Here is a 23,811-nt window from a genome sequence, read left to right as displayed (position 1 = left end):
GGCAGCGCATGTTCCAGGGAACGTGCAGCCGCCACCCGCACACCGGCGCATGGAGTGAGATGGCAATGGTCGATATTTCGGTCGTCGTGCCGTGTTTCAACGAGAGCGAAGTGATCGACGCCTTTCATGGCGCTCTGATCACCGCCCTCGAACCGACCGGGGCGACCTTCGAGATCTGCTACGTCGACGACGGCAGCAGCGACCGGACCATGGAGCGTCTGAGAAACCTCGCGGGAGCTGCTCCGCGGGTGCGCTACACCTCCTTCAGCCGGAACTTCGGCAAGGAATCCGCCATCCTCGCCGGAATGCGCATGTCCCGCGGTGCTGTGGTCGTCCTCATGGACGCCGATCTGCAGCATCCCCCCGAGCTCCTTTCCCGCATGCTGGAGCTGCACCACCACGGCTACGACCAGGTCGTGGCCCAGCGCGACCGTACGGGCGAAGGTGTCCTGCGGACCGCCCTCAGCAGGGCCTACTACCGCCTTGTACGTCACTTCATGGACGTCGAGATCGCCGACGGGGCGGGCGATTTCCGGCTCTTGTCGCGTCGTGCGGTCGACTGCGTCCTGTCGCTCCCGGAGAGCAACCGATTCTCCAAGGGACTCTTCTCCTGGATCGGCTTCGACACGGTCAGCTTCACGTACCAGAACGTCCAGCGAGCTGCCGGGCAGTCCAAGTGGGGCGGCCGGCGTCTGCTCGACTACGGCATCGACGGGCTGCTCTCCTTCAACAGCCGTCCGCTGCGGCTGGCCGTCCACACCGGTTTCTGGCTCTTTCTGTCCGCGCTCGCCTACGCCCTGTGGATCGTCGCGAATGTCGTACTGAACGGTGTCGAGACCCCCGGTTACGCGACACTCATCACCGCCATCGTCGCGCTCAGTGGAATCCAGCTGGCCACTCTCGGCGTCATCGGGGAGTACGTGGGCCGGATCTACCACGAGTCGAAGCGTCGGCCGCACTATGTGGTCCGCGAAACGGACGACTCCGCCGCAGTCCGTAACTCCGGCAACTCCGGCCTCTCGCTGGAAGGCGCCGGACACGTACGGCCGGAGTCATGAACGCTCCGCCCGCCCTCCGGCAGTTCACCGTCTTCGCCGCGATCGGCCTCGCCAACACGGCCGTCTACTACGCCGTATACGCCGCGCTGAACATCTGGATGCCCTATCTGGCAGCCCATGTCGTGGGCTACGCGGTGAGCATCACCGGATCGTTCCTGCTCAACTCGTATGTCACCGTCCGTACGCGGCCGACCTGGCGTGCCTTCGCCCGGTATCCGCTGTCGGGCGCGGCCAACATCGTGGGCGGCGGAATCCTTCTCCATCTCGCCGTGAGCAGGCTGGGCATGGACGAGAACCTCTCCGCCATCGTCGCGGGTGTCCTCGTCACGCCGCTCTCGTTCCTGCTCGCCCGATGGGCCCTCACCCCCGGCGCGGCTGCCACCCCACGTTCCAAGCCGCAGCCCCCGCAATCCCCGCAGCGATCGCCGGAGCAGGTCAGGGGAGCTGCACCGAATGAGTGACCCGGTCCAGGTGGTAGTAGTCGGCGACGCACCGGGCCGGCCAGATCCTGCGCCCTTCCGAGCCGAACGGCTCCAGCATCCCGCTGACTGAGAGCGGCTTGTACGGAAGAACCTTCGCGCCGCGCGCCGCCTGGTCGCGCAGCCAGTGGTCCTGACGGTCCCACTGGCGAGCCCGTACCTGCATTTCCTGGCCCAGGTGGTGGAGCGGGGCGAGCAGGCCCCCTACGGCCGCGGCGCACACCGTCGCGGCCGCTGCCGTCGCCACGCCCATCAGCCGCCCACGCAGACGCAGCGCGCGTCCCAGGAAGGCGCCGACGCCCACGAGCAGCAGGACATACAGCAGGAGGTAGTCGTTCCACGTCCGCTCCGCGGCCACCACCCGTGCGCCGAAGACCGGGTAGGTGATGACGGTGCAGAGGTAGCCGGAAAGGAGGAAGGCCAGTGCGCCGAAGGATGTCAGCAGCAGCGGTCGGCACGGCAGCAGGACCGCCCGATTCCCTCCCGGGCCCCGCGCCAGCAGGCCCAGCAGTACTCCGGCCGCGAACGCTCCCGCATACTGCCAGGTCGTGAGGATCGTCTCCAGGATGTGCACGTACCCGCGCAGCGAGGCGATCAGCGATTCGGGGGCAAGCATGGAGTCGGTCCCGGCGCCGAATCGCGCACGCCGGTTGCGCGACCCCGGGGACGTCACCAGCACGAGCGTTCCGATGCCGATCCCGGCCATGCCGGCCAGGGACCAGTCACGGGCGAAGGCCCGGGCCCGCTCGGTGAAGAGCCGACGGCTGAGCAGTACCACCCCCGAAAGCGCCACCAGGGCGACGACCGATGTCTCCTCGGAGAGCGTCCCCATGAAGACCCCCACCACCAGCACGACGGCCAGAGCAGCGATCCGGCCCCGCCGACTGCGGGCCCGCAGCAACGGGATGGCCGCCGCGCAGGCCAGCACCGGAGCCACGGTGTGCGAGACCGAGGCGGCGGGCCAGTAGAACGTCTTGTACGTATTGGGGGTGGCGAAGAGGAAGACCGCCGTGATCATGGACGCCACGAGCAGCACGGCTCCGCGTGGCACCGTCTGGCCGGCCATGCGAAGCAGTTGCACGGTCAGGGCCCACAGCAGGACCAGCATGAGAACACCGCTGATCAGAGCGAACCACTGATGGCCGGCGACCGGGAATTTCGTGTACAGCCCGATGAGCAAGCCATTGCCGATCCTCCCGTTGTCGGTGACGTAGAACTTCGCGATCAGTCCCGAGACGCCGTGGTCACGCACGGTGGGCAGGAAGCACCACTCATCCGCACTGGGGCGGACGTGGCGGCCCAGCCACGAGGCCAATGCGAGCAGCCCGAGAGGCAGCAGGGAGAGGCCCACCGTCCAGGCGGTCGTCCACGAGCGCAGGAGACGTCGGCGGCCCTTCCACAGCCGCGGGCCGGGGCCGTCACCCGGTTCCCGCGGGATGGTGACGCTCGATGCGCCGACGGCCACTTTCACCACTGCCTCTCGGGAACCCCCGGTCCGACACCGTAGAGGTGAATTTTCGCGGTGCCGACCCACGGTCCGCACGGCAAGACCGGCGAATGGGTCAGCTGCCCGAGAAGCCGGCCCGCCCGGCGTCGTGGCCGACCGCTCCCCGCGCGAGCAGCAGCAGCGCGTCGACCAGGTCGTCGGCCGGGTCACCCGTCGCCAGTCTGCGCAGTTGAAGGCCCATCACCAGCGCGACTGTGGTGGCGGCGAGGCGTTCGGCGTCCGGGACGCCGAGGCCGGTGAGGATCTGCGCCGCGAGCCGGTCGTACGCGGCGAAGGCCTCGGCGGCCGCTTCCCGCAGCCGCTCGTCGCGCCCGGCCTGGACGTACAGCTCGAAGGGCGCGATGTGCTCGCTGTCGAAGGCGGTGCCTCCCGCCACCTGGCCCGCCAGGGTGGCGGCGCCGTCGATGTCGACGCCGTCACTCTGGCACTGGTCTGCCAGTTCGGTGAAGCGGCGGGTCTCCTCGCGCACGAAGTGCAGCAGGCTCTCGCGCAGCAGCTCGTGCTGGGTCTCGAAGTGGTACGTGACCGAGCCGAGCGAGACCCCGGCCTCCTTGGCGATCCGCCGGTTGGTGACCGCCGCGACCCCGTCCTTGCCGATGATCTGCAGGACGGCGGTGATGATGCGCTGCCGGGTCGGGGCGGAGCGGGCCGGATTGGACATGGCGGTCATTGTTCCACCGGCACGCTCCCGGGGATCACCGGGGCGGGCGGCCGCTTCTCGTACCACCGCTGGTCCGCTTCCAGTTGGGCGGCAAGCGAGATCAGCCGTTCCTCGCTGCCCGCAGGGCCGAGCAATTGGGCGCCGACGGGCAGTCCGTCGGCCGTGAGTCCGGCGGGGACGTTGACGCCAGGCCAGCCGAGGACGTTCCAGGGCCATGCGTAGGGGCACGCGGCCGCCATCGTCGCGTCGGTGCGCCAGGCGCTGAGTCCGTCGAAGGCACCGATGCGCGGGGGCGGGGCCGCCGTGGTCGGCGTGAGGACGATGTCGTACGAGTCGAAGATCGCGCCGATCCTTGCGTGCTGGCGGGCCTCGCGGGCGCGGGCGGCACGCACGACGCGGCCGCCGAGCCGGCGGCCGTTGCGCATGGCATGGCGGGTGCGCGGGTCGAGCAGGGCCGGGTCGGGGTGCAGGGCGGCGACCTCCGCGATGCCCGCGGTGGCGCGCGGCACGAACGCGAGGCCGATCAGGCCGTAGCGCGGCCGGGCCTCCTCCACGTGGTGGCCGAGGCGGGCGAGCGCTTCGGCGAGCGCGGTGACGGCGCGGCGCACCTCTGGGTGGGGCGCGGTGCGGGTGAGGGTGAGCGGGGGCCGCCAGGCCAGGGCGATGCGCAGCCGGCCAGGGTCGCGGCGGGCGGCGGCGGAGGCGTTGATGGCGTCCGGGCGGTGCAGGTCCTCGGGGTGCGGGCCCTGCACCACGTCGAGCAGCAGCGCGGCGTCGGCGACGGTGCGGGCGAGCGGGCCGTTGACGGCGAGACCCTGGAAGGCGTCGGCGTAGGGGTGCAGGGAGACGCGTCCGCGCTGCGGTTTGATGCCCACGAGGTGGGTCCAGGCAGACGGGATGCGGACCGATCCCGCACCGTCGGAGCCGAGCGCGGCGGGTACGAGCCCGGCGGCGACGGCGGCCGCGGAGCCGCCGGACGAGCCGCCCGGGGTGTGGTCGGTGGACCAGGGGTTACGGGTGGCGCCGAAGGCGGGCCCCTCGGTGAACGGCCACTGGCCGAGTTCACAGGAGTTGGTCTTGCCGACGATCACGGCTCCGGCCGCGCGGAGGCGGCGTACCGCTTCTCCGTCCGTCGCGGCCGGAGCGAGCTCGCCGCAGCAGCCGAAGAGGGTGGGCAGCCCTGCCACATCGGTGTCGTCCTTGACGGCGAGGGGCACGCCGAGGAGCGGCAGCCGCTCCCCCGCCGCGAGGCGCCGGTCCGCGTCCCTGGCCTCCGCGAGCGCTGCATCGCCGCGTACCCAGCGGAAGGCGTTGATGGTGGACTGGCTTGCCTCGATGCGCTCGATCGCCCTTTTCACCAGCGCTTCGGACGTCGTCCGACCGTCCGTCAACTCACGTGTGTGCTCCGCCAGTCCGCCGGAATCTTCTGTGGACACGACCGCCCCGCCTCCCTATTGTTCGTTCGAACGAACAGAACTGGAGGGTAACCAGATGCGCATCACCGGAGCAACCGTTCTGCTCACCGGGGTCACCGGCGGCATCGGCGGCGCGCTCGCCGCCGAACTGGCCGCGATGGGAACGAAGTTGATACTGAGCGGCCGCCGCCGCGAGGCACTGGAACCGCTCGCCGGCCGCTATGGCGCGCGCACGGTCGTCGCCGATCTCGCCGACCCGGACGACGTGGAACGGCTCGCTCGCGAGGCCGCCGGCACGGACATCCTGATCGCCAACGCCGCCCTGCCCTCCAGCGGTGAACTGCTGGACTACACCCCGGACCAGATCGACCGTGCCCTCGCTGTCAACCTCCGCGCCCCGGCCATGCTCGCCCGGCTGCTCGCCCCGGCGATGGTCGAGGCGCGGCGGGGCCATCTGGCGTTCGTCGGCTCGATGTCGGGCAAGACGGCGACGAAGTACTCCGCGCTGTACGACGCCACCAAGTTCGGCCTGCGCGGCTTCGCGCTCTCGCTGCGCCAGGATCTGCACGACCACGGGGTCGGCGTGTCGATCGTCCAGCCCGGGTTCGTACGGGACGCGGGCATGTTCGCGGCGACCGGAGCGGATGCCCCGGCGGGGCTGCGCACGGTCTCACCCCGGCAGGTCGTCGCCGGCGTCGTCCGCGCCATCGAGCAGGACCGGGCCGAAGTGAACGTCGCCCCCGTCGAGATGAAGGTGCTCACCGCGATCGGCGGCCAGTTCCCGGGCTTCTCCGAACGCGTCCAGCGGCGCGCGAGCGGCGCGGACCGCACGGTCCGCCACATCGTGGAGGCACAACGCGAAAGCCGCTGACCCCTGGCCGCCGGGCCCTGAATGCCCGGAGCTTCAGTGCCGGGCGGCGCGGGCAACCGGCAGCATCAGCACCACATAGAGCACCAATGCCGCGGCGAGGCCCACCGCCCAGCCGTAGTTCGCGAGGGGCTTGAGGAAGGGGATCAGTCCCTCCTCGGGGAACGGCCCCTTCCCTTCCGCCGAGTGCGAGCCGCCCACCGCCAGCACTCCGCCGACCGCGAACGCGGCAACGGCGCGCAGATTCCAGCCGGAGGTGTACCAGTAGCGGCCGCCAGGGGTGTAGAGACCGGGCAGGTCGAGGACGGTGCGGCGGATGACCCAGTAGTCGGCGATCAGAATGCCCGCGACCGTGCCGAGCAGACCGCCGACCAGGCCGAGCCAGGTGAAGATGTAGAGCTCGGGTGTCTCGGTCAGCTTCCACGGCATGATCAGGACGCCGACGACACCCGTGATCAGCGCTCCCCTACGGAAGTTGATCAGCTTCGGCGCCAGGTTCGCCAGGTCGTACGCGGGTGAGACGACGTTGGCCGCGATGTTCACCGAGATCGTCGCGATCAGCACGGTCACCAGGGCGAAGAGCAGACCGAAGACGTTGTCGGTCTTGGCGGCGAGCGCGACCGGGTCCCAGACCGCCGCGCCGTACACCGCCTGGGAGCCGGAGGTGACGAAGACCGACAGCAGTGCGAAGAGGGTCATTGTCGTCGGCAGACCGAGCGACTGGCCCCAGATCTGCGCGCGTTGGCCCGCGCCGAAGCGGGTGAAGTCCGGGATGTTCAGGGACAGCGTCGACCAGAAGGCGATCATCCCCATCAGCGAAGGGAAGAAGACCGGCCAGAAGTCGGCGCCCCAGCCGAGCTTCGAAGGCTGGTCGAGGAGCGGTCCGAGGCCGCCCGCCTTGGCCGTTATCCACACCAGCAGCACCAGCGCGCCGACGATGACGAACGGCGCGGCCCAGTTCTCGAACCGTCGCAGCGTCTCCATCCCCCGGTAGATGATGGCCAGTTCGAGCGCCCAGAAGAGCACGAAGCACACCCACAGCGTCCACGGCTGCCCGCCGATCTCCGCCGCCTTCGCCCAGCCGCCGAAGATCTTGCCGAGCAGGATGAAGATGCCCTGCCCGCCGATCCACGTCTGGATGCCGAACCAGGCACAGGCCACCCCGGCCCGGACCAGCGCCGGCAGATTCGCTCCGCGCAGCCCGAAGGAGGCGCGCGCGAGGACGGGGAAGGGAATGCCGTACTTCGGTCCCGCGTGCCCGGTCAGCAGCATCGGTGCGAGCACGATCAGATTGGCGAGGGCGATGGTGAACACCGCCTGCTTCCAGTCCATGCCGAGGGCGACGAGGCCGGAAGCGAGCAGCCAGGACGGGATGTTGTGGGCCATGCCGACCCACAGCGCGGCGAAGTTGTACGTCGTCCAGCGGCGTTGCGCGACAGGGACGGGCAGCAGATCGTCATTGACGAAGCGGCTGTCGGTGGGAACCGCGCCGGGCGCGAGCTCGACGCGGCCCGCAGAGTCGTTTATCGAGCCGCTGGACGGCGCGGGTGAAACGGTCTCGGTCATGGGCTGTGGCTCCTTCAGCGGTTGAGTGCCGGGATGATCTCGGAGCCGTACGCGTCGATGGTCGCTTCCTTCGCGTCGTGCATGTTGTAGACGGCGAACTGGTCGACACCCAGCTCGCGCAGCGCCTTCAGCTTCTCGATGTGCGCCTCGGCCGGGCCAAGCAGACAGAAGCGGTCGACGATCTCGTCCGGGACGAAGTCCGTGGACGGGTTCCCGGCGCGGCCGTGGTGGCTGTAGTCGTAACCCTCGCGCGCCTTGATGTACGAGGTGAGGGCGTCGGGCACCAGGTCGGAGTGCTCGCCGTAGCGGGTCACGAGGTCGGCGACGTGGTTGCCGACCATTCCGCCGAACCAGCGGCACTGCTCGCGGGCGTGCTCGATGTCGTCGCTCACGTACGCGGGCGCGGCGACGCAGATGGTGACGGAGTCCGGGTCGCGCCCGGCGTCCGACGCGGCGGTGCGGACCGCCTTGACCATTGACTCGGTCAGATACAGGTCGGCGAGCTGGAGGATGAACCCGTCGGCTTTCTGGCCCGCGAGAGCCAGCGCCTTGGGCCCGTACGCCGCCATCCACACCGGCAGCTTTCCGTCCCGGACCCACGGCAGCCGGAGGGGCTGCCCGTCGACGACGGCCTCCCGGCCCTCGGCGAGGTCGCGGATGACGCCGATCGACTCGCCCAGCCTGGCAAGGGTGTTGGGCTTGCGGCCCGCGACCCGCATCGCGGAGTCGCCGCGCCCGATGCCGCACACCGTGCGGTTGCCGTACATGTCGTTCAGCGTCGCGAAGGTGGAGGCGGTCACCTCCCAGGTCCTGGTCCCGGGGTTGGTCACCATGGGTCCGACGTGGAGCTTCTGGGTGTGCTCGAGAATCTGGCTGTAGATGACGAAGGGCTCCTGCCAGAGCACCGCCGAGTCGAAGGTCCAGCCGTAGCGGAAGCCGTTGCGTTCCGCGCGCCGCATCAGTGAGACGACGGCCGAGGCCGGCGGGTCGGTCTGCAGGACGAGTCCGAAGTCCATGACGTGGAGCTCCTAGTTCAGATACTGACAAGTGCCTCGGGGGGTGTACTGGCCGTGTCCCGCCCGGCCGGTGAACTTGCGCTGGTCGATGACCACATCGCCGCGCGAGAGCACGGTCTCCACCTGGCCGGTGATCCGCTTGCCCTCGTATGCCGAGTAGTCGACGTTCATGTGGTGGGTCTCGACCGACAGGGTCTGCTCGGCGTGCGGGTCGTAGATGACGACGTCGGCGTCCGCGCCCGGCGCGATGGTGCCCTTCTTCGGGTAGAGGCCGAACATCCGGGCGGGGGTCGCGCAGGCGACCTCGATCCAGCGGCGGCGGGTGAGGTGTCCGTCGACGACCGCCTGGTGAAGGAGGTCCATCCGGTTCTCCACGCCCGGCAGCCCGTTGGGAATCTTGGAGAAGTCGCCACGGCCCAGTTCCTTCTGGCCGACGAAGCAGAAGGGACAGTGGTCGGTGGAGACGACCTGGAGGTCGTTGGTCCGCAGTCCGCGCCAGAGCGCGGCTTGATGTTCCTTGGGGCGCAAGGGAGTTGAGCACACATACTTCGCGCCCCCGAAGTCCGGCTCGGCGAGGTTGTCGGTGGAGAGGAAGAGGTACTGCGGACAGGTCTCGCCGAAGACGTTGAGTCCCTTGTCGCGGGCGGCGGCGAGCTCGGCGACGGCTTCCTCGGCCGACACATGGACGACGTAGAGGGGGGCGCCTGCGACCCGGGCGAGCTGGATGGCGCGGTGGGTTGCCTCCGCCTCGAGAAGGGCCTTGCGCACCTCGCCGTGGTAGCGCGGGTCCGTGTGGCCCGCGGCGAGCGCCTGTTCCACCAGGACGTCGATGGCGATGCCGTTCTCCGCGTGCATCATGATCAGCCCGCCGTTGGTGGCGGAGCGCTGCATGGCGCGCAGGATCTGCCCGTCGTCGCTGTAGAAGACGCCGGGGTAGGCCATGAAGAGCTTGAAGGAGGTGATGCCCTCCTCGACCAGCAGATCCATCTCCTTCAGCGACGACTCGTTGACGTCGGAGAGGATCATGTGGAAGGCGTAGTCGATGGCGCATTTGCCGTCGGCCTTGGCGTACCAGGCATCCAGTCCTTCACGCAGGGCGTGCCCGACCGACTGCACGGCGAAGTCGACGATGGTGGTGGTGCCGCCCCAGGCGGCGGCCCGGGTGCCGGTCTCGAAGGAGTCGGAGGCGAAGGTCCCGCCGAACGGCAGCTCCATATGGGTGTGCGCGTCGACGCCGCCCGGGATCACGTATTTGTTGGCCGCGTCGATGGTGCGGTCCGCGGTCCAGGCATCGGCGACGGCGGAGCCGTGCGCGGCGATCGCGACGATCCGGCCGTCCTCGATCAGTACGTCGGCATGGACCTCGTCCGCGGCCGTGATGACCAGGCCGCCGCGGATCAGGGTGCGGGTGCTGCTCATGCTGGTGCGCTCCCTCTTGTGCAGTCGATCTAGACGCTGTGCAGGGCCTGTTCGAGGATGGCGGCGCCCTCTTCCGCCTCGGCGACGGTCAGCGAGAGCGGCGGGGCGATGCGCAGGGCGCTGGTGTTGTGGCCGCCGCCCTTTCCGATCAGCAGCCCGCCCTCGCGGGCGGCCTCCAGGACGGCCGATGCCGCTTCGGGGTTCGCCTCGTCGGTGCCTGGCTTGACCAGCTCGATGGCGATCATCAGACCCCGGCCGCGTACTTCTCGTACGGCGGGCACACCCGCGCCGATGGCCCGCAGCCGCTCGATCAGCAGGCCGCCGACGCGGCGGGCGTTGCCCTGGAGGTCGTGCTCCAGCAGATACGAGAGGTTGGCGGCGCCCGCCGCCATGGTGACCGGGGAGCCGCCGAAGGTCGAAATGGAGTTGGCGTCCAGGGAGTTCATGATCTCTGCGGGGGCGACGACGCCGCCGATGGACATGCCGTTGCCGATGCCCTTGGCGAAGGTGAGGATGTCCGGCGGACCGTTCTCGGCGTGCGCCTGCCAGCCCCAGAAGTGCTCGCCGGTGCGGCCCCAGCCGGTCTGCACCTCGTCGGAGATCCACAGGATGCCCTGCCGGCTGAGGACTTCGCGGAATGCGGCGTAGAGACCGTCGGGCGGGGATGTGAAGCCGCCGACGCCCTGGATGGGTTCGGCGATCAGCGCGGCGACTCCGCCACGGGTCTGGCCGAGGACGTCCTCCAGGTCCGCCACGCACGCCTCGATGAACTGCGCGTCGGACAGCTGGGCGTAGGGGCCGCGGGTGCGGACGCCGCCGTGCACGTACAGCGTCTGCAGCGGGGAGAGGCTGGTGGGCGACCAGCTCCGGTTTCCGGTGATGGAGACCGCCGAGAAGGACCGGCCGTGGTAGCTGTTGCGCATCGCCAGGATCTGGTTGGAGCGGCGGTGGCCGGTCGCCAGCAGCAGGGCGGTGTCATTCGCCTCGGTACCGGAGGTGGTGAAGAAGACCCGTGCGTCGGGGATGCCGGACAGAGTGGCAACCCGCTCGGCGAGCTCGACCATCGGGCGGTTGAGATAGAGCGTCGAGGAGTGAATGATCCGCCCGGCCTGCTCGCTCACCGCCTTGGTGACCTCAGGGAGGGCGTGGGCGGTCATCGTGGTGAGGATGCCGCCGAAGAAGTCGAGGTAGCGGTTGCCGTCCGCGTCCCAGACATGGCGGCCCTCGCCGTGGGTGATCTCGATGGGCTGCTTGTAGTAGAGCGCGACCCAGTCGGGGATGACGGCCTTGTGACGGTCGTACAGATGGGTCATGGCTGCACCAGCCCCTCGTACGCGTCGGGGCGTCGGTCCCGGTAGAACGCCCACTGCTGTCGCACGACGTCGATCAGGTCGAAGTCGAGGTCCCGTACGAGCAGTTCCTCCTCCTTGTCGCTGGCGACGTCGCCGACGAACTGGCCTCGTGGGTCGACGAAGTAGCTGGTGCCGTAGAAGTCGTTGTCGCCGTACTCCTCCTGGCCGACGCGGTTGATGGCGGCGATGAAGTACTCGTTGGCGACGGCGGACGCGGGCTGCTCCAGCTGCCAGAGGTACCCGGAGAGACCGCGCGAGGTGGCGGACGGGTTGTAGACCAACTGGGCGCCGTTCAGGCCGAGTTGACGCCAGCCCTCCGGGAAGTGCCGGTCGTAGCAGATGTACACCCCGACCTTGCCGACGGCGGTGTCGAAGACGGGCCAGCCCAGATTTCCCGGCTTGAAGTAGTACTTCTCCCAGAAGCCCTTGACCTGGGGGATGTGGTGCTTGCGGTATTTGCCGAGGTAGGAGCCGTCGGCGTCGATCACGGCGGCGGTGTTGTAGTAGAAGCCGGCGCCCTCGATCTCGAAGACCGGGACCACGATCACCATGCCGGTCTCGCGGGCGAGCTCCTGCATCCGGCGGACGGTGGGACCGTCCGGGACGGGCTCGGCCCAGCGGTAGTGCTCGGGCTCCTGGACCTGGCAGAAGTAGGGAGCGTTGAAGACCTCTTGGAAACCAATGATCTTGGCACCCCGGCGGGCGGCCTCGCGGGCGTGTTCCTCATGTTTGGCAATCATGGATTCGGTGTCGCCGGTCCAGGTCGCCTGGACGAGTGCGGCGCGTACGACGTTAGCCATGAGCTGCTCCTTCGGCGGGGCGTCAGAGAGCCTCTACGCACGTAGATGCTCGTGCGTAGGAGGAGAACGTAAGCCCCGTCACACACTGGGGCAAGACCATCGTCGTTAACCCGCAGAGTCGATCATGTTTCACACCCGAGCGGTCCACACCGAACGGCTTCAGGCGCCGAGATGACCTGCTACGCGCAGTGCGTGGACGATATCCCGCTCGTGATCGGCGGAGATCGCACGGGCGACGTCGAGCAGCTGCGGCACGAGGCGGCGGGGGTCGAGGTCGGCGATCCGGGCGGTGTCCTCTGCGGCGTGGATCTGTACGTAGGCGGCCAGTAAGGCCCGTGCTTCCGGCTCCCGGCCCTCGTCCTCGAGGGCGAGTACGGCGTCGGCGATGTCGTCGGCGGGGCGGGTGACGCCCTGGCGCAGCAACTGCCGGCTGTCCTCGGTACGGCCGGCCGCGGCGAGTGCGCCGGCGGCGGCGGCCAGCCTCAAGGCGGGCTGTGACGCGGTCTCCCAGAGCAGGGTGGCCCAGTCGGCGTCGAGGCCGGCGCGGTGCAGCTCGGCGGCGAGGAGGGGCAGCCAGGGGGCGGGCCGGGCGGCAGCCTCGACGAGCACGGCATGCGCCTCACCGCTGCGGCCCTCGGCTCTCAGTCGCCCGAGCTCGGCGACGGTCTCGCGGGCGGCCCGGCCCGCTCCGGCGGGCGCGACGGGCGGTGCGGGCGCCTGCGGCTCGGGGCCCGCCCCGCCGTACCGCGCCCCGCGCGGCACATCACCGGCGACGGGCAGCATGGGCACGGCCGCGATCTCCTCGCCGTCGTCCTCGACCCCGGCGAACCGGGCGCCACGGGGACGCCGCTTCTTGGCGGCGGGTACGGGGGGTTCGGTGGGTGCGGGGGGTGCAGGGGGTTCGGTGGGTGCGGGGGGCGTCGGGGGTCCCTCGGCAAAGGCGCCCGCGGCGCCCGGCCCCGGGGTGGCCTCCGACTCCGGCCGGAACCAGCCGTCGGGAAGGGCGGGCTCGCTCGCGGCGTCCGGGACCGGGGCGGCCTCCGACTCCGGCCGGAACCAGCCGTCGGGGAGGGCGGGCTCGCCGGGGCGCTCGTAGGCCCCGTACGACCCGTCCGGACCGGGCGTATCCCGTACGTCTGTCCCGGCGTCCGGCGCGGCGGAGGCGTCCCCGCCTCCGGGCCACCTGGCGTCCGGCTCGTACCAGTCGTCCACCGGTCCGGCCTGCGCGGGAACGTACCCCACGGGCGTCCCGCTCCCGCCGGGCCCCGGCCCGTACCCGGCGTCCGCGACGCCCGGCGCCCGGCGTTGGCCGCGCGTCGACGCGTCCAGCGCGCCGAGCCTCGAACGCAGCTCCGCGACGCGCGACGTCGCTCGCGCGTAGTCGTCGCGGGTCCACTCCAGCTCGTGGGCCAGCTGCTCCGCCGTGGGCGTCCCCTCCGGCTCGCCCGCCAGGCGGCGCAGCAGCTCCTCCGCCCGGCCCGTCGCGTACACCTCTTCCCGGAGCATCAGCTCCAGCCGCTCCCCCAGCGCCTCGCGGCCGCCGGGCCGCCGGTCGTGGGCCGCCGCCGACGCCGCGTGGAGGTGTCTCGCGCGGACGGACTCCTGTTCCGCGACGCCCGCCCCGCGCCGTGCCGCGAGGTCGTGGAGCAGCGACTCCACCACGTCCCAGGGCGGGATCTCGACGCCGTCCAGACAGGCGTGCATCCCGTCGGGGTCACGCTGCCAGAAGATGCCGTACCAACCGCTGCTCCGGTCGAGGAGCGCGGTCAGACCCTTCAGATACCGCGCGAACACTCCGGCCTCTACCGGAAGTTGATGCACCGCCATCGCCGCCCCTGCCCAACCGCCGCCTGGAACCTTTCAGTCCGCATGCATTCGACCCCAGGCGTGTTACAGCTGTGCTACGCGCTGTTTTCAGATCGTCACCGCGATGCCGGTCTGCGGCCGCTTGCCCCGCCGCACGACCGTGGCCGGCCAGTCGACCAGCCAGAACTGCCAGGTGTACTTGCGGGCGAGCAATTTGCGGATCGCGCCCGTCCCGGCCGCGTCCAGCAGTCGCGCCGTACCCTCCGCGCTGAGTGCGCCGTCCGCGATCCGGCCGCGCGCGTCGCAGACGGTGACGACAACGCGGCTGTCGTTGCGCAGCCGCTTGATCTTCCAGGAGTCGGAGTTGGTCCACACGAACAGTTCACCGCCGTCCACCGCGAACCAGACGGGCGTGGCGACGCCCGTCCCGTCTTTGCGGAACGTGGTCAGACTGATGTACCTGGCGTCTGCGAAGTCCTCGGGAGTCACGCGGGGAGCCTATGCCTTACCGGAGTTCGAGTCGCGCGTCAGGGTCTGCGCTCGTACGCCTCCCGCGCCTCGGCGAGCTCCGGCAGATGCGTACTGGCCCACTCGCACGCCGCGTCCATCGGCCCGAGTGCCGAGCGGCCGAGCGCGGTGAGTTCGTACTCGACGCGCGGCGGGTTCTCGTCGTGCGCGGTCCTGGTCAGGAAGCCGTTGCGTTCCATCGCGCGCAGCGTCTCGGTGAGCACCTTGGGGGTGATCCAATGCAGCGGAACCCTGAGCTCGGAGAAGCGGCGCGGACCGCACTGCAGGCAGCGCAGCACCATCCCGGACCACTTGTCGCCGAAGCGGAACGGCTGCAACCGGCCCGCGCAGTCCGGATCGCCGAACATGTCGGCCCGCAGCGGCTCTCTCGTCGTCATCGTCGTCCTCCTGAAGGCGGCTCAGTACCTTTGCAGTAACCGGGAGGGTCCGTTCTACCGTCCCGGACATGAGCGACATCATTGTTTTCGGAGCAGGCGGACGGGTGGGCCGGGCGGCCGTGGCGGAGGCGGTGGCCAGAGGCCATGCGGTGACGGCGGTGGTGCGCGACCCCGCGAAGTACCCCGATCTGGCGGCGGACGGTGTCACGGTGGCGCGGGGCGACGCCACGGACGCCGGGTCGGTTGCCGAACTCGCCGCGGGCCACGACGCCGCCATCAACGCATCCGCACGGCTGGACGTACCGTCCGAGGAGTTCTTCGTCCCAGCGGCGAAGGCGCTGGTCGCGGGTCTGACGAAGGCGGGCGTGCGCCGCTTCCTGACGCTGGGCATCGCCTCCACCCTTCAGACCTCGCCGGGTGTACGGATCATGGACGCGCCGGACTTCCCCGAGCCGTACCGGGTCTTCAGTCAGGGGCATGCCGCGGAGTTCGAGACCCTGCGGGAGACGGCCGCGGGTCTTGACTGGCTGATGGTGATGCCGCCGCTGGAACTGGACGCGGAGGGCCCGCGTACCGGCCGCTACCGCACGGCCGACGGCATGGTCATCGACGGGACTGGTCATATCGCGCACGCGGATCTGGCCATCGCGCTGCTGGACGAGATCGAGCACCCGCGCCACCACCGCATCCAGCTGGCGGTGGCCGACTAGCTACGCCGCGGGCACCAGGGCGCAGCGAACCACCAGCTCGTCCATGGACAGGCCGAGCACAGCGGCGAGCGCGGCGACGGTGAAGAAGGCGGGGGTCGGGGCGCGGCCCGTCTCGATCTTGCGCAGTGTCTCGGGGGACAGCCCGGCGGCCGCGGCCACCTCCACCATGCTGCGGTCGCCGCGCGCCCGGCGCAGCAACTGACCGAGCCGCTCGCCGCGTTCGCGCTCTTGGGGAGTGAGGGGGGTGCGCACCATGCCGTTATTCTAATGCCGGTATTCAAATACCGGAAGGACCGGTATAGTAATTGGCATGGTGGAGATCAAGACCGATTCATCGATCGAGGCGATGCGCGAGGCGGGCCGGATCGTCGCCCAGGCGCTCACGGCGGTCCGCGAGGCCGCGGCCACCGGCGTCTGTCTGCGTGACCTGGACCGGGCCGCCCGCGCGGTCCTCGACGAGGCCGGGGCCGACTCGCCTTTCCTCGACTACCGCCCCCAGTGGGCGCCGATCCCCTTCCCCGCCGTCATCTGCACCTCCGTCAACGACGCGATCGTGCACGGCATCCCCGACGACTACCGCCTGCGCGACGGCGACCTGGTGAGCATCGACTGCGGCGCGATCCGGGGCGGCTGGGTCGGCGACGCGGCCGTCAGCTTCACCGTCGGCCGCGCCCGCCCCGAGGACGTACGACTGATCGCCACCGCCGAAGCGGCCCTGGAGGCGGGCATCGCGGCGGCCGTCGTCGGCAATCGCATCGGCGACATCGCCCACGCCATCGGCCGCGTGTGCCGCTCGGCGGGGTACGGCATCCCGGACGGCTTCGGCGGCCACGGCGTGGGCCGCCACATGCACGAGGACCCCGGCGTGCCCAACGAGGGACGCCCGGGCCGGGGCATGCCGCTGCGCCACGGCATGGTGCTGGCGATCGAGCCGATGGTGATCGGCAGCGGCACGGACGGCCACTACACGGCGCGCGACGGCTGGACGGTCCGTACGGCGGACGGCAGCCGGGCCTCCCACGCGGAGCACACGGTGGCGATCACGGACGACGGCCCCCGCATCCTCACTGCCCTGTAGCCCCGGATCTAGTTGTTCTGCAGGAAGTCCCTGGCAAGGGCCTCACCGAGGGTCACGGCACCTTCGTGGCTCTCGATCGGCGACACCACGGAGTTCTCGAACAGGATGTACGTGACCCCCGACTCGACGCCGCCGCCCATGGGGTCGGGGTTGATGCCGAGGGCCTCGGCGGTGGCGTACGAGGCCTCGCCGATGATCCCTGTGGGTCCTGTGTCGCCCACGACCGCGTACTGCACCCGGCCCTCATAGATGACGGCGGCGACAGTTCCGCCCATGATCCTCGACGAGCCGTAGTCCCAGATCCCGCTCTCGACGGGCACGACGATGTACGGCAGTGTCTCGGCGTTCAACTGCGCACCGTCGGACTGCTGGAAGGTGGTCGCGTCCTGGAACCACGGGTCGGTCGCGGCATTGCACCGGTCGGTCGGCTGGCCGTCGCAGTCGATGTCCATGTCGGCCTGCCAGAACACGGCCCCGTTCTTGGCGCAGACCGGTATGTTCGCGGGCGCGCTCTCGTCTGTCCGGTATCCGCCGTTCGATATCTGCTGGCAGTCATTGACCTTGGCGAGCAGGTCGGACGCGCTGACTGACCCCTCGTAGCTCGCGAAGTCGTTGCTGGCGGCACCCCAGGGGTTGGGGTTGGGGTCGGCGAGGGCATCGGCCGGCAGCGCAGCCGCCGCGAGCAGGGCGGAACCGGCGGCCGCGGCGAAAGCGGCATGTCGTATGCACACAGGGAGCCTTTCGTTCGAAAGTGTACGAAAGGCTCCCTACCCGTTCGCGGGCCCGGCGCGTCCGATCAGCCGCCGGACGGGTTACGCAGGCCTGCCGGTGCAGCACCGCTCGGGTGGACGACCATCGCGGATCCGCCGCCCCTGCGCTCCTTCTCGGCGGCCGCGAGCCACCGCCCGTCGGGCAGTCGCTGGACGCCCGTCGCCGCGCCGATCTCGGGGTTCTGCCGGAAGGCGTGGCCGATGGCTTCCAGCTCGGCGCGCAGCGGGCTGTTCCACAGCGCCGGTTCGAGCTCCGTCGTCGCCTGGTTGCGCTGGCTGGCGCGCGGCGCCGCGATCGCCTCGACCAGGGGCAGGCCCCGGTCCAGATGGCCCGTCAGCGTCTGCAGCACCGTCGTGATGATGGTCGCGCCGCCCGGGGAGCCGACGGCGAGCACCGGACGGCCGTGGTCGAGCACGATCGTCGGGGACATGGACGAGCGCGGACGCTTGCCGGGGCCGGGCAGATTCGGGTCGTGGACCGCGGGGTTCGCCGGAGCGAAGGAGAAGTCGGTCAGCTCGTTGTTGAGCAGGAAGCCGCGTCCCGGCACGGTGATGCCGCTGCCGCCGGTCGACTCGATGGTCAGGGTGTACGCGACGACGTTGCCCCACTTGTCGGCGGCCGTCAGATGGGTGGTGTTCTCGCCCTCGTACGTGGTGGGCGCGGCCGGGCCCGAAGTCCCGCACGCCGCGGGCTTGCGCGGGTCGCCCGGAGCCAGCGGGCTGGTGAGCACCGCGTCGTCCTTGATCAGGCAGCCACGCGAGTCCGCGAACCGCTGGGACAGCAGCTCCCTGACCGGTACGTCCTCGAAGGCCGGGTCACCGACCCAGCGCCCCCGGTCAGCGAACGCGATCCGGCTCGCCTCGATGAAGCGGTGCAGATACTGCGCCTGCGTGGCTGTCGAAAGGTCGGTCCGCTCCAGAATGTTGAGCGCCTCGCCGACGCTCGTGCCGCCCGATGAGGACGGCGCCATGCCGTACACGTCGAGCCCGCGGTAGGAGAGCCTGGTGGGCGCGCGCCGTTCCGTCTCGTACGACCGCAGGTCCCGCACCGTCAGATCGCCGGGCCGCACGACCCGCGTCGCACCCTCCCGCACGGGAGGCTTCCGTACCGTGTCGACGATGTCCTCGGCCAGCTCGCCGCGGTACAGCGCACCGACGCCCTTGCGTCCCAACTCCTTGTACGTGCGCGCCAGGTCGGGGTTCTTGAAGACCGAGCCGACCACCGGCAGCTGACCGCCCGGCAGAAAGAGCTCCGCCGTGGCGGGGAAGTCCTCGAAGCGCGCCTGGTTGGCCTGGGTCTGCGAGCGGAAGGTGGCGTCGACGGTGAAGCCGTCCTTCGCCAGCCGCTCGGCCGGCTGCAGCAGCTGCCGCAGCGGCCTGCTGCCCCAGGCATCCAGTGCCGCGTCCCAGGTCGCAGGTGTGCCCGGGGTGCCGACGCCCAGGCCGCTCGTCATGCCCTCCTCGAAGGGTATGGGCTTGCCGTTCTCGAGGAAGAGAGAGGAGTCGGCGGAGCGGGGTGCGGTCTCGCGGCCGTCAATGGTCTGGACCGTACGGGTCTTCGCGTCGTAGTAGACGAAGAAGCCGCCACCGCCTATGCCCGCCGAATACGGCTCGGTGACACCGAGGGCCGCCGCGGTCGCCACCGCCGCGTCCACGGCATTGCCGCCCCGCCGCAGCACCTCGATCCCGGCGGCCGAGGCGTCCGGGTCGACGCTCGCCACCGCCCCGCCGTACCCGGCCGCCACCGGCGTTTTCGCGGGAGTCCTGACCGGCGGGGAATCCGCCGGCGGCGCGGCCGCGCCGATCGAGACCACGGCCGCCGAAACGGCAAGAACCGACACATACCGTGCGGTGGAGCGACGCATCCGTACCTCCAGTCAACCTACGTCCGCGCAGCGTAACTTCACCACCGCCTCGTGAGGGCCACCTCGAACAATGTTCCAACAACCCCGCTAACATGCGCGCCCATGACTGACGACGTACGCAACATCGTGCTCGGCGTGCTGGCCGCCGGCATCAGCGCCACGCTCGGCTGGCTCGCGCGCACATACCTGTGGAAGCGCAGACTCCGCCGCAAGCAGGCCTTCTTCGGGCTGCCGGGAAATTCCGAATCTCTGCTTGTCGTCAACCGCGAGGCCGGGCGGGACGGCTCCGTGCACCGCTTCGACGTCTTCGCGCTGATCGAGCTCTCCGCGCTGATCAAGGACTGCGGGGCGAACGCCCAGATCATCTGGCACGACATAGCCCAGCAGGGCTTCGGCGAACGTACGGAATTCTGTGTGGGCGGTCCGTTCTCCAATCGCCGGATGGCCGCGCATCTGCACTCGCTGCTCCCCGGCGTGAAGGTCAACACGGACCCCGAGCCGGGCCCCGACCAGGGCGCCTTCCAGATCGGCTCGGAGCGCTACCGCATGGAGCCGGGCCTCGCCGAGTACGTCATGCTGGCGCGGCTCACGGCGGGGCAGGACGCCCGGCCCGTCTTCCTCTTCTGCGGCCAGCGCGCCATCACCAACCAGGCGGCCACCCGCTATCTGGCCCGCAACCACGAGAAGCTCGCCCGCAAGCACGGCGCCAACTCCTTCTGCCTGCTGCTCAAGGTCGTCAACTCCACGGCGTACGGCCCCGATGTGGTCGAGCTGGTCGCCGATGTGACCCGGACGGCGCAGGCGCAGGCCCCGGCCCCCGCCGCACGCAACTCCCACCGCTCCGCGAGCTGACCCGCCCGGCCGGTCAGGCCGCCGTCAGCGGCAGCGACTTGATGCCGTTGATGAAGTTGGACACCAGCCGCCCGGGCGGTCCGGCGGTCACCAGCGGCGGCAGCACATCCAGCGCCTGCTCATGCAGTACGCGCAGCTGGAGCCTGGCGAAGTGGGCACCTAGGCAGACATGCGGCCCGTCCCCGAAGGAGACATGCGGATTCGGGGAACGGCCGAGGTCGAGCCCGTACGGCGCATCGAAGACCCGCTCGTCGTAGTTGGCGGATGCGTGGAAGACGACGACCTTGTCGCCCGTACGGATCTGCTGCCCGGCCAGTGTGGTGTCGCGGGTGGCGGTGCGGCGGAAGCTGAGGACGGGCGGGTGGCGGCGCAGCAGTTCGTCGACGGTCCGGTCCAGGTCGGCCTCGCCCGCCCGCAGTCCGCGCTGTTCGTCCGGGTGCTCCGCCAGCGTCAGAAAGCCGCCGGGGGCGGCGCTGCGGACGGTGTCGTTGCCCGCGACCGTCAGCAGAAAGAAGAACATCTCCAGCTCGGCGTCGGAGAGTTCCGACTGCGCGAGCGAGGTCATGACGTCGTCGGCGGGCCTGCGCCGTTTGTACGCGGCGAGCTCCTGGGCGTATGTGAACATCTCCTGGAGCATGGCCGGCGAGCGCGGGTTGACGGGCCGCCCGTCGGGTCCGAGCACCGGCGGCTCGTCGGGGTCCTGGTAGGCGATGACGCGCTCGGTCCACTTCAGCAGCAGGCCGCGGTCGCCCTCCGGGACGCCGAGCAGGTCGGCGAGGTTGAGCAGTGCGTAGTCGTCGGTGACGGCGGAGACGAGGTCCACGACAGGCCCCGTGTCCCGTGCGGCGGTGAGCAGTTGGCGGGCCCGGGTCCGGGCGGCCGTGGTGAAGCGGTCGATGCGGCCGGGGGTGAAGGCGCGGCTCACCAGACGCCGCAGCCGCCCGTGGTCCGGAGGGTCCTGGTTGAGCATCATCCGCCGGATGAAGGGCAGGTCGGCCGGGTCGGGGTCGCGGATCTGGGTGGCCCCGAGGTGCGAGGAGTACGTTCCCGAGTCCTTGAGGACCCGTACGACGTCGGCGTGCCGGGTGACCGCCCAGAAGCCGGGTCCGGCGGGCCAGCCCAGGACTTCGTACTCCTGCTGCCAGGCCACCGGGTGGCGGTCCCGCAGCTCGCGGAACGCCTCGTGCGGCAGCCCGGCGGCGTAGATCCGCGGATCGAACACATCGGGCACGGTCTGATCGGGCCTCGTCATACAGGCATTGTCAGCCGTGGACGCCCGCGCGAAGGAAGTCCTCGACGGTACGGATGAGCTGGAGCGGGGTCTCGTCCATCGCGTGGTGCCCGGCGCACGCCGGCTCCACCAGCTCGCCGCGCGCGTAGCAGCGCAGCCAGGTCTGGCGCATGAAATCCGCGCTGATCGCCGGTCGAGCGCCCCGGTCACCGCGAGCGCCGACGTCAGCGAATGGGCCATCAGGGGGCCCACGGCTTCTCCGTTCGCCGACACAGGCCTACACCACCACGGTGGTGTCAACTGCCCTTCCGGGCAAGCCCGGGAAGGGGCCCCGTGGGAGGCTGCTGGCGCGTTTGGTCCGTGGCCGTGAGCCCTACCGGCGCGTACTGCCTGACGGCGTCGAGCAGTTCGGCCGGATCCAGATCGAAGATCTGTGTCTCGAAACAGAGCCCGCGGCCGTCTGCGGGGCGGCCAGGTCCGGGGCGAGTCTTCTGCACACGGCCCGCACCCGGCAAGTCCGCGGCTCGCCCCGCTCACTGACACCGCGTCCAATAATCGTTACCCTCGCGTAACTTACCGGGGAGTTACCCCAAGTAAGTCCCCGAGGTTACCGTCAGGTCACATTGGCAGTTACACGTGTGAGGAGTGACCCGTGGGACAGCACCGCCATGCCCTGCGCACGACCGCGATCGGTACGGTCTCCGCCGCGCTTCTCGCGGGACCCGGCGTCGGCGTGGCACCCGCCGCCCCGACGGCACAGCCCCAGGCCCGGGCTCAGGCCCAATCCACGGCCGCGGACGTGCGGTTCGTCGACATCGAGGGCGACGGCGGCACCGTACTCAAGGCCAATGTGGTCACCCCGGCCGGCGCGGACGGCAGCCGCAGCTACCCCGTGATCGTGCTGCCCACCAGTTGGGCCACGCCCCAGATCGAGTACCTCGCCCAGGCGAAGAAACTCGCCGACTCCGGCTATGTGGTGGTGAGTTACAACGCCCGCGGCTTCTGGCAGTCGGGCGGCTACATCGAGGTGGCAGGACCGCCCGACATCGCCGACGCGTCCAAGGTGATCGACTGGGCGCTGGCGAACACCCCCGCCGACCCCGGCAAGGTCGGTATGGCCGGAGTCTCGTACGGCGCGGGCATCTCTCTGCTGGCCGCCGCCCACGACAAGCGGATCAAGGCGGTCGCGGCGCTCAGCGGCTGGGCCGACCTCGTCGAGTCCATCTACAGCGGCCGCACCCAGCATGTGCAGGCCACGGCGCTGCTCACCGGGGCGGGATATCTCACCGGCCGGCCGAGCGAGGAGTTCCAGCAGATCACGGCGGACTTCTTCTCCTCCAATCTCGCCAAGGAGCAGGGGATGATCGACTGGGGGAAGAAGCGCTCCCCCATCACCTACCTGGACCGGATCAATGCCAACGGCGCCGCCATCATGCTCGGCAACGCCTGGGGGGACACGATCTTCCCGCCCAACCAGTACGCGGACTTCTACGAGAAGCTCACCGGCCCCAAGCGCCTGGAGTTCCGCCCCGGCGACCATGCGACGGCCGAGGGCACCGGTCTGCTCGGTCTGCCCAACGACACCTGGACCAGCGCCCGTCGCTGGCTCGACCACCACCTCAAGGGCGTCGACAACGGCGTCGACCGCGAGCAGCCGGTCCGCATCAAGTCCCGTTCCACCGGCGCCTATGAGAACTACCCCGACTGGAAGTCGGTGGCCGCGACGGAGCGCAAGATCGGCCTCGGCGGCAGCAAGAGGATCTTCGCCAATATCGACTCCGGCGCCAACGGCGGGGTCACCATCCTCTCCAGCGTCCTGGACCAGTTCGCCAAGCTGCCGCCCATGGCGTCGATCCCGCTGCTGCCGCGCCTCTTCGCCACCGTCTGGCAGTCCGAGCGCTACGCCTCCGCGCAGCAGATCCGCGGCACCGCCAGGCTGCACACCACGGTCACCAGCACCGAGGAGAGCGGCACCCTCGTCGCATATCTCTACGACGTGGGCCCGCTCGGCCTCGGCAAGCTGGTCAGCAATGCGCCGTACACCTTCCACGGCAAGACGCCCGGAAAGCCGTTCGCCGTCGACCTGGAGCTGTTCTCCACCGCCTACGACGTTCCGGCGGGCCACCGTCTCGCCCTGGTCGTCGACACCGTCGACCCGCTCTACATCGAGCACAACCCGTCCGGCGCGCAGCTGACCTTCTCCTCGTCCGCAGCCGACCCGTCCTATCTGTCGGTCCCGCTGCGCGAGAAGTGATCACCGGCTGCCGCCGGGCGGGTACTGCCCCTGAGCCACTGCTCCCCCTACGACCTGGGGGCCGTGGGGCGACCCCCACCCGGCAGCAGCGTTCCTGGTTCGGCCGGGGCGACATCCACGGCCTCTTTTCGGGCGTAGCCCGATGTAGATCGGCGAGATCACCGTCACCACTGGGATGAACGACAAATCGTAGTGGCTG

The 23,811-nt window shown here is 70.2% G+C and carries 23 protein-coding genes and 1 pseudogene; 7 read left to right on the top strand and 17 right to left on the bottom strand.

The annotated features are described in order from the left end of the window. Window positions 1–8 precede the first annotated feature (8 nt). Window positions 9–1,058 carry a glycosyltransferase family 2 protein gene (locus ACZ3H8_RS02815; protein ID WP_467396587.1) on the top strand — a complete coding sequence of 350 codons (1,050 nt, stop codon included), beginning with the start codon at window positions 9–11 and terminating at the stop codon, window positions 1,056–1,058. Continuing rightward, complete coding sequence (locus ACZ3H8_RS02810; protein WP_467396585.1) at window positions 1,055–1,519, top strand: GtrA family protein; 465 nt, start codon at window positions 1,055–1,057, stop codon at window positions 1,517–1,519. Before ACZ3H8_RS02815 ends, ACZ3H8_RS02810 begins: the two co-directional genes overlap by 4 nt. Here ACZ3H8_RS02810 and ACZ3H8_RS02805 read toward each other — a convergent pair. The 3 genes from ACZ3H8_RS02805 to ACZ3H8_RS02795 form a co-directional block, all read right to left on the bottom strand. After that, window positions 1,494–3,002: a DUF6056 family protein gene (locus ACZ3H8_RS02805; RefSeq protein WP_467397916.1), complete on the bottom strand. Its 1,509-nt coding sequence runs from the start codon at window positions 3,000–3,002 to the stop codon at window positions 1,494–1,496. The genes ACZ3H8_RS02810 and ACZ3H8_RS02805 overlap by 26 nt on opposite strands. 97 nt (window positions 3,003–3,099) lie before the next feature. Then, window positions 3,100–3,705: a TetR/AcrR family transcriptional regulator gene (locus tag ACZ3H8_RS02800; protein WP_467396583.1), complete on the bottom strand. Its 606-nt coding sequence runs from the start codon at window positions 3,703–3,705 to the stop codon at window positions 3,100–3,102. 5 nt (window positions 3,706–3,710) lie between these two features. Further along, window positions 3,711–5,141 carry an amidase gene (locus ACZ3H8_RS02795; RefSeq protein ID WP_467396581.1) on the bottom strand — a complete coding sequence of 477 codons (1,431 nt, stop codon included), beginning with the start codon at window positions 5,139–5,141 and terminating at the stop codon, window positions 3,711–3,713. Window positions 5,142–5,196: 55 nt separating this feature from the next. Between ACZ3H8_RS02795 and ACZ3H8_RS02790 the strand changes: the two genes are divergently transcribed. Further along, window positions 5,197–5,991 carry an SDR family NAD(P)-dependent oxidoreductase gene (locus tag ACZ3H8_RS02790; RefSeq protein ID WP_467396579.1) on the top strand — a complete coding sequence of 265 codons (795 nt, stop codon included), beginning with the start codon at window positions 5,197–5,199 and terminating at the stop codon, window positions 5,989–5,991. A gap of 33 nt (window positions 5,992–6,024) precedes the next feature. Here ACZ3H8_RS02790 and ACZ3H8_RS02785 read toward each other — a convergent pair whose 3' ends face one another. The 8 genes from ACZ3H8_RS02785 to ACZ3H8_RS02750 form a co-directional block, all read right to left on the bottom strand. Then, on the bottom strand, window positions 6,025–7,554 hold the full coding sequence (locus ACZ3H8_RS02785; RefSeq protein ID WP_467396577.1) for an NCS1 family nucleobase:cation symporter-1: 1,530 nt from the start codon (window positions 7,552–7,554) through the stop codon (window positions 6,025–6,027). A 14-nt stretch (window positions 7,555–7,568) separates the two neighbouring features. After that, complete coding sequence (locus ACZ3H8_RS02780; RefSeq protein ID WP_467396575.1) at window positions 7,569–8,570, bottom strand: TIGR03842 family LLM class F420-dependent oxidoreductase; 1,002 nt, start codon at window positions 8,568–8,570, stop codon at window positions 7,569–7,571. A 12-nt stretch (window positions 8,571–8,582) separates the two neighbouring features. After that, window positions 8,583–9,989, bottom strand: a complete 1,407-nt coding sequence (hydA, locus tag ACZ3H8_RS02775; RefSeq protein ID WP_467396573.1) for a dihydropyrimidinase — start codon at window positions 9,987–9,989, stop codon at window positions 8,583–8,585. A 29-nt stretch (window positions 9,990–10,018) separates the two neighbouring features. After that, window positions 10,019–11,302: an aspartate aminotransferase family protein gene (locus ACZ3H8_RS02770; RefSeq protein ID WP_307660287.1), complete on the bottom strand. Its 1,284-nt coding sequence runs from the start codon at window positions 11,300–11,302 to the stop codon at window positions 10,019–10,021. Continuing rightward, complete coding sequence (locus tag ACZ3H8_RS02765) at window positions 11,299–12,141, bottom strand: nitrilase-related carbon-nitrogen hydrolase (protein WP_307660288.1); 843 nt, start codon at window positions 12,139–12,141, stop codon at window positions 11,299–11,301. Before ACZ3H8_RS02765 ends, ACZ3H8_RS02770 begins: the two co-directional genes overlap by 4 nt. A 159-nt stretch (window positions 12,142–12,300) precedes the next feature. Continuing rightward, window positions 12,301–13,968: a hypothetical protein gene (locus ACZ3H8_RS02760; RefSeq protein WP_467396569.1), complete on the bottom strand. Its 1,668-nt coding sequence runs from the start codon at window positions 13,966–13,968 to the stop codon at window positions 12,301–12,303. An 87-nt stretch (window positions 13,969–14,055) separates the two neighbouring features. Further along, a complete protein-coding gene (locus ACZ3H8_RS02755) occupies window positions 14,056–14,436 on the bottom strand; it encodes a PPOX class F420-dependent oxidoreductase (RefSeq protein ID WP_467396567.1) in 381 nt (126 codons plus the stop codon). A gap of 38 nt (window positions 14,437–14,474) precedes the next feature. Further along, window positions 14,475–14,852, bottom strand: a complete 378-nt coding sequence (locus ACZ3H8_RS02750; protein ID WP_467396565.1) for a winged helix-turn-helix transcriptional regulator — start codon at window positions 14,850–14,852, stop codon at window positions 14,475–14,477. Between the two features lie 68 nt (window positions 14,853–14,920). Here ACZ3H8_RS02750 and ACZ3H8_RS02745 point away from each other — a divergent pair, with 68 nt between their 5' ends. After that, on the top strand, window positions 14,921–15,562 hold the full coding sequence (locus tag ACZ3H8_RS02745; protein WP_467396563.1) for an NAD(P)-dependent oxidoreductase: 642 nt from the start codon (window positions 14,921–14,923) through the stop codon (window positions 15,560–15,562). Here ACZ3H8_RS02745 and ACZ3H8_RS02740 read toward each other — a convergent pair whose 3' ends face one another. Further along, a complete protein-coding gene (locus ACZ3H8_RS02740; RefSeq protein ID WP_467396561.1) occupies window positions 15,563–15,817 on the bottom strand; it encodes a helix-turn-helix domain-containing protein in 255 nt (84 codons plus the stop codon). 55 nt (window positions 15,818–15,872) lie between these two features. Here ACZ3H8_RS02740 and map point away from each other — a divergent pair, with 55 nt between their 5' ends. After that, window positions 15,873–16,640 carry a type I methionyl aminopeptidase gene (gene map, locus ACZ3H8_RS02735; RefSeq protein WP_467396559.1) on the top strand — a complete coding sequence of 256 codons (768 nt, stop codon included), beginning with the start codon at window positions 15,873–15,875 and terminating at the stop codon, window positions 16,638–16,640. A gap of 8 nt (window positions 16,641–16,648) precedes the next feature. Here map and ACZ3H8_RS02730 read toward each other — a convergent pair whose 3' ends face one another. Both ACZ3H8_RS02730 and ggt read right to left on the bottom strand, forming a co-directional pair. Beyond that, window positions 16,649–17,371, bottom strand: coding sequence for a glycoside hydrolase family 75 protein (locus tag ACZ3H8_RS02730; RefSeq protein WP_467396557.1), 723 nt, complete (start codon window positions 17,369–17,371; stop codon window positions 16,649–16,651). 65 nt (window positions 17,372–17,436) lie between these two features. After that, window positions 17,437–19,275, bottom strand: coding sequence for a gamma-glutamyltransferase (gene ggt / locus ACZ3H8_RS02725; RefSeq protein ID WP_467396555.1), 1,839 nt, complete (start codon window positions 19,273–19,275; stop codon window positions 17,437–17,439). A 102-nt stretch (window positions 19,276–19,377) separates the two neighbouring features. Between ggt and ACZ3H8_RS02720 the strand changes: the two genes are divergently transcribed. Continuing rightward, window positions 19,378–20,127: a hypothetical protein gene (locus tag ACZ3H8_RS02720; RefSeq protein ID WP_467396553.1), complete on the top strand. Its 750-nt coding sequence runs from the start codon at window positions 19,378–19,380 to the stop codon at window positions 20,125–20,127. Between the two features lie 13 nt (window positions 20,128–20,140). Here the strand turns inward: ACZ3H8_RS02720 and ACZ3H8_RS02715 are convergent, their stop codons facing one another. Continuing rightward, the gene (locus tag ACZ3H8_RS02715) at window positions 20,141–21,379 is read right to left on the bottom strand and encodes a cytochrome P450 (RefSeq protein ID WP_467396551.1); all 1,239 of its coding nucleotides are present in this window, start codon (window positions 21,377–21,379) and stop codon (window positions 20,141–20,143) included. Window positions 21,380–21,389: 10 nt separating this feature from the next. Then, window positions 21,390–21,530: a hypothetical protein gene (locus tag ACZ3H8_RS02710; RefSeq protein WP_467396549.1), complete on the bottom strand. Its 141-nt coding sequence runs from the start codon at window positions 21,528–21,530 to the stop codon at window positions 21,390–21,392. Between the two features lie 480 nt (window positions 21,531–22,010). Between ACZ3H8_RS02710 and ACZ3H8_RS02705 the strand changes: the two genes are divergently transcribed. Then, on the top strand, window positions 22,011–23,612 hold the full coding sequence (locus ACZ3H8_RS02705) for a CocE/NonD family hydrolase (RefSeq protein ID WP_467396547.1): 1,602 nt from the start codon (window positions 22,011–22,013) through the stop codon (window positions 23,610–23,612). A 47-nt stretch (window positions 23,613–23,659) separates the two neighbouring features. On the opposite strand, the pseudogene ACZ3H8_RS02700 reads toward ACZ3H8_RS02705, so the two are convergent. Beyond that, window positions 23,660–23,804, bottom strand: a pseudogene (locus tag ACZ3H8_RS02700) (amino acid ABC transporter permease); the annotation flags it as partial. Window positions 23,805–23,811: the final 7 nt, after the last annotated feature.

Source organism: Streptomyces sp. NPDC002868 (assembly GCF_055563295.1).
Note: the sequence above shows the minus strand (reverse complement) of the source record. Positions and strands in the feature narration are given on the sequence as shown.

Excerpts from the sequence above, each read along its gene's own strand:
- ACZ3H8_RS02815 (WP_467396587.1), top strand. The coding sequence starts at position 9 with ATGTTCCAGGGAACGTGCAGCCGCCACCCGCACACCGGCGCATGGAGT.
- ACZ3H8_RS02810 (WP_467396585.1), top strand. The coding sequence starts at position 1,055 with ATGAACGCTCCGCCCGCCCTCCGGCAGTTCACCGTCTTCGCCGCGATC.
- ACZ3H8_RS02800 (WP_467396583.1), bottom strand. The coding sequence starts at position 3,705 with ATGTCCAATCCGGCCCGCTCCGCCCCGACCCGGCAGCGCATCATCACC.
- ACZ3H8_RS02790 (WP_467396579.1), top strand. The coding sequence starts at position 5,197 with ATGCGCATCACCGGAGCAACCGTTCTGCTCACCGGGGTCACCGGCGGC.
- ACZ3H8_RS02785 (WP_467396577.1), bottom strand. The coding sequence starts at position 7,554 with ATGACCGAGACCGTTTCACCCGCGCCGTCCAGCGGCTCGATAAACGAC.
- ACZ3H8_RS02780 (WP_467396575.1), bottom strand. The coding sequence starts at position 8,570 with ATGGACTTCGGACTCGTCCTGCAGACCGACCCGCCGGCCTCGGCCGTC.
- hydA (WP_467396573.1), bottom strand. The coding sequence starts at position 9,989 with ATGAGCAGCACCCGCACCCTGATCCGCGGCGGCCTGGTCATCACGGCC.
- ACZ3H8_RS02770 (WP_307660287.1), bottom strand. The coding sequence starts at position 11,302 with ATGACCCATCTGTACGACCGTCACAAGGCCGTCATCCCCGACTGGGTC.
- ACZ3H8_RS02765 (WP_307660288.1), bottom strand. The coding sequence starts at position 12,141 with ATGGCTAACGTCGTACGCGCCGCACTCGTCCAGGCGACCTGGACCGGC.
- ACZ3H8_RS02760 (WP_467396569.1), bottom strand. The coding sequence starts at position 13,968 with ATGGCGGTGCATCAACTTCCGGTAGAGGCCGGAGTGTTCGCGCGGTAT.
- ACZ3H8_RS02750 (WP_467396565.1), bottom strand. The coding sequence starts at position 14,852 with ATGACGACGAGAGAGCCGCTGCGGGCCGACATGTTCGGCGATCCGGAC.
- ACZ3H8_RS02745 (WP_467396563.1), top strand. The coding sequence starts at position 14,921 with ATGAGCGACATCATTGTTTTCGGAGCAGGCGGACGGGTGGGCCGGGCG.
- ACZ3H8_RS02740 (WP_467396561.1), bottom strand. The coding sequence starts at position 15,817 with ATGGTGCGCACCCCCCTCACTCCCCAAGAGCGCGAACGCGGCGAGCGG.
- map (WP_467396559.1), top strand. The coding sequence starts at position 15,873 with ATGGTGGAGATCAAGACCGATTCATCGATCGAGGCGATGCGCGAGGCG.
- ggt (WP_467396555.1), bottom strand. The coding sequence starts at position 19,275 with ATGCGTCGCTCCACCGCACGGTATGTGTCGGTTCTTGCCGTTTCGGCG.
- ACZ3H8_RS02720 (WP_467396553.1), top strand. The coding sequence starts at position 19,378 with ATGACTGACGACGTACGCAACATCGTGCTCGGCGTGCTGGCCGCCGGC.
- ACZ3H8_RS02715 (WP_467396551.1), bottom strand. The coding sequence starts at position 21,379 with ATGACGAGGCCCGATCAGACCGTGCCCGATGTGTTCGATCCGCGGATC.
- ACZ3H8_RS02710 (WP_467396549.1), bottom strand. The coding sequence starts at position 21,530 with ATGCGCCAGACCTGGCTGCGCTGCTACGCGCGCGGCGAGCTGGTGGAG.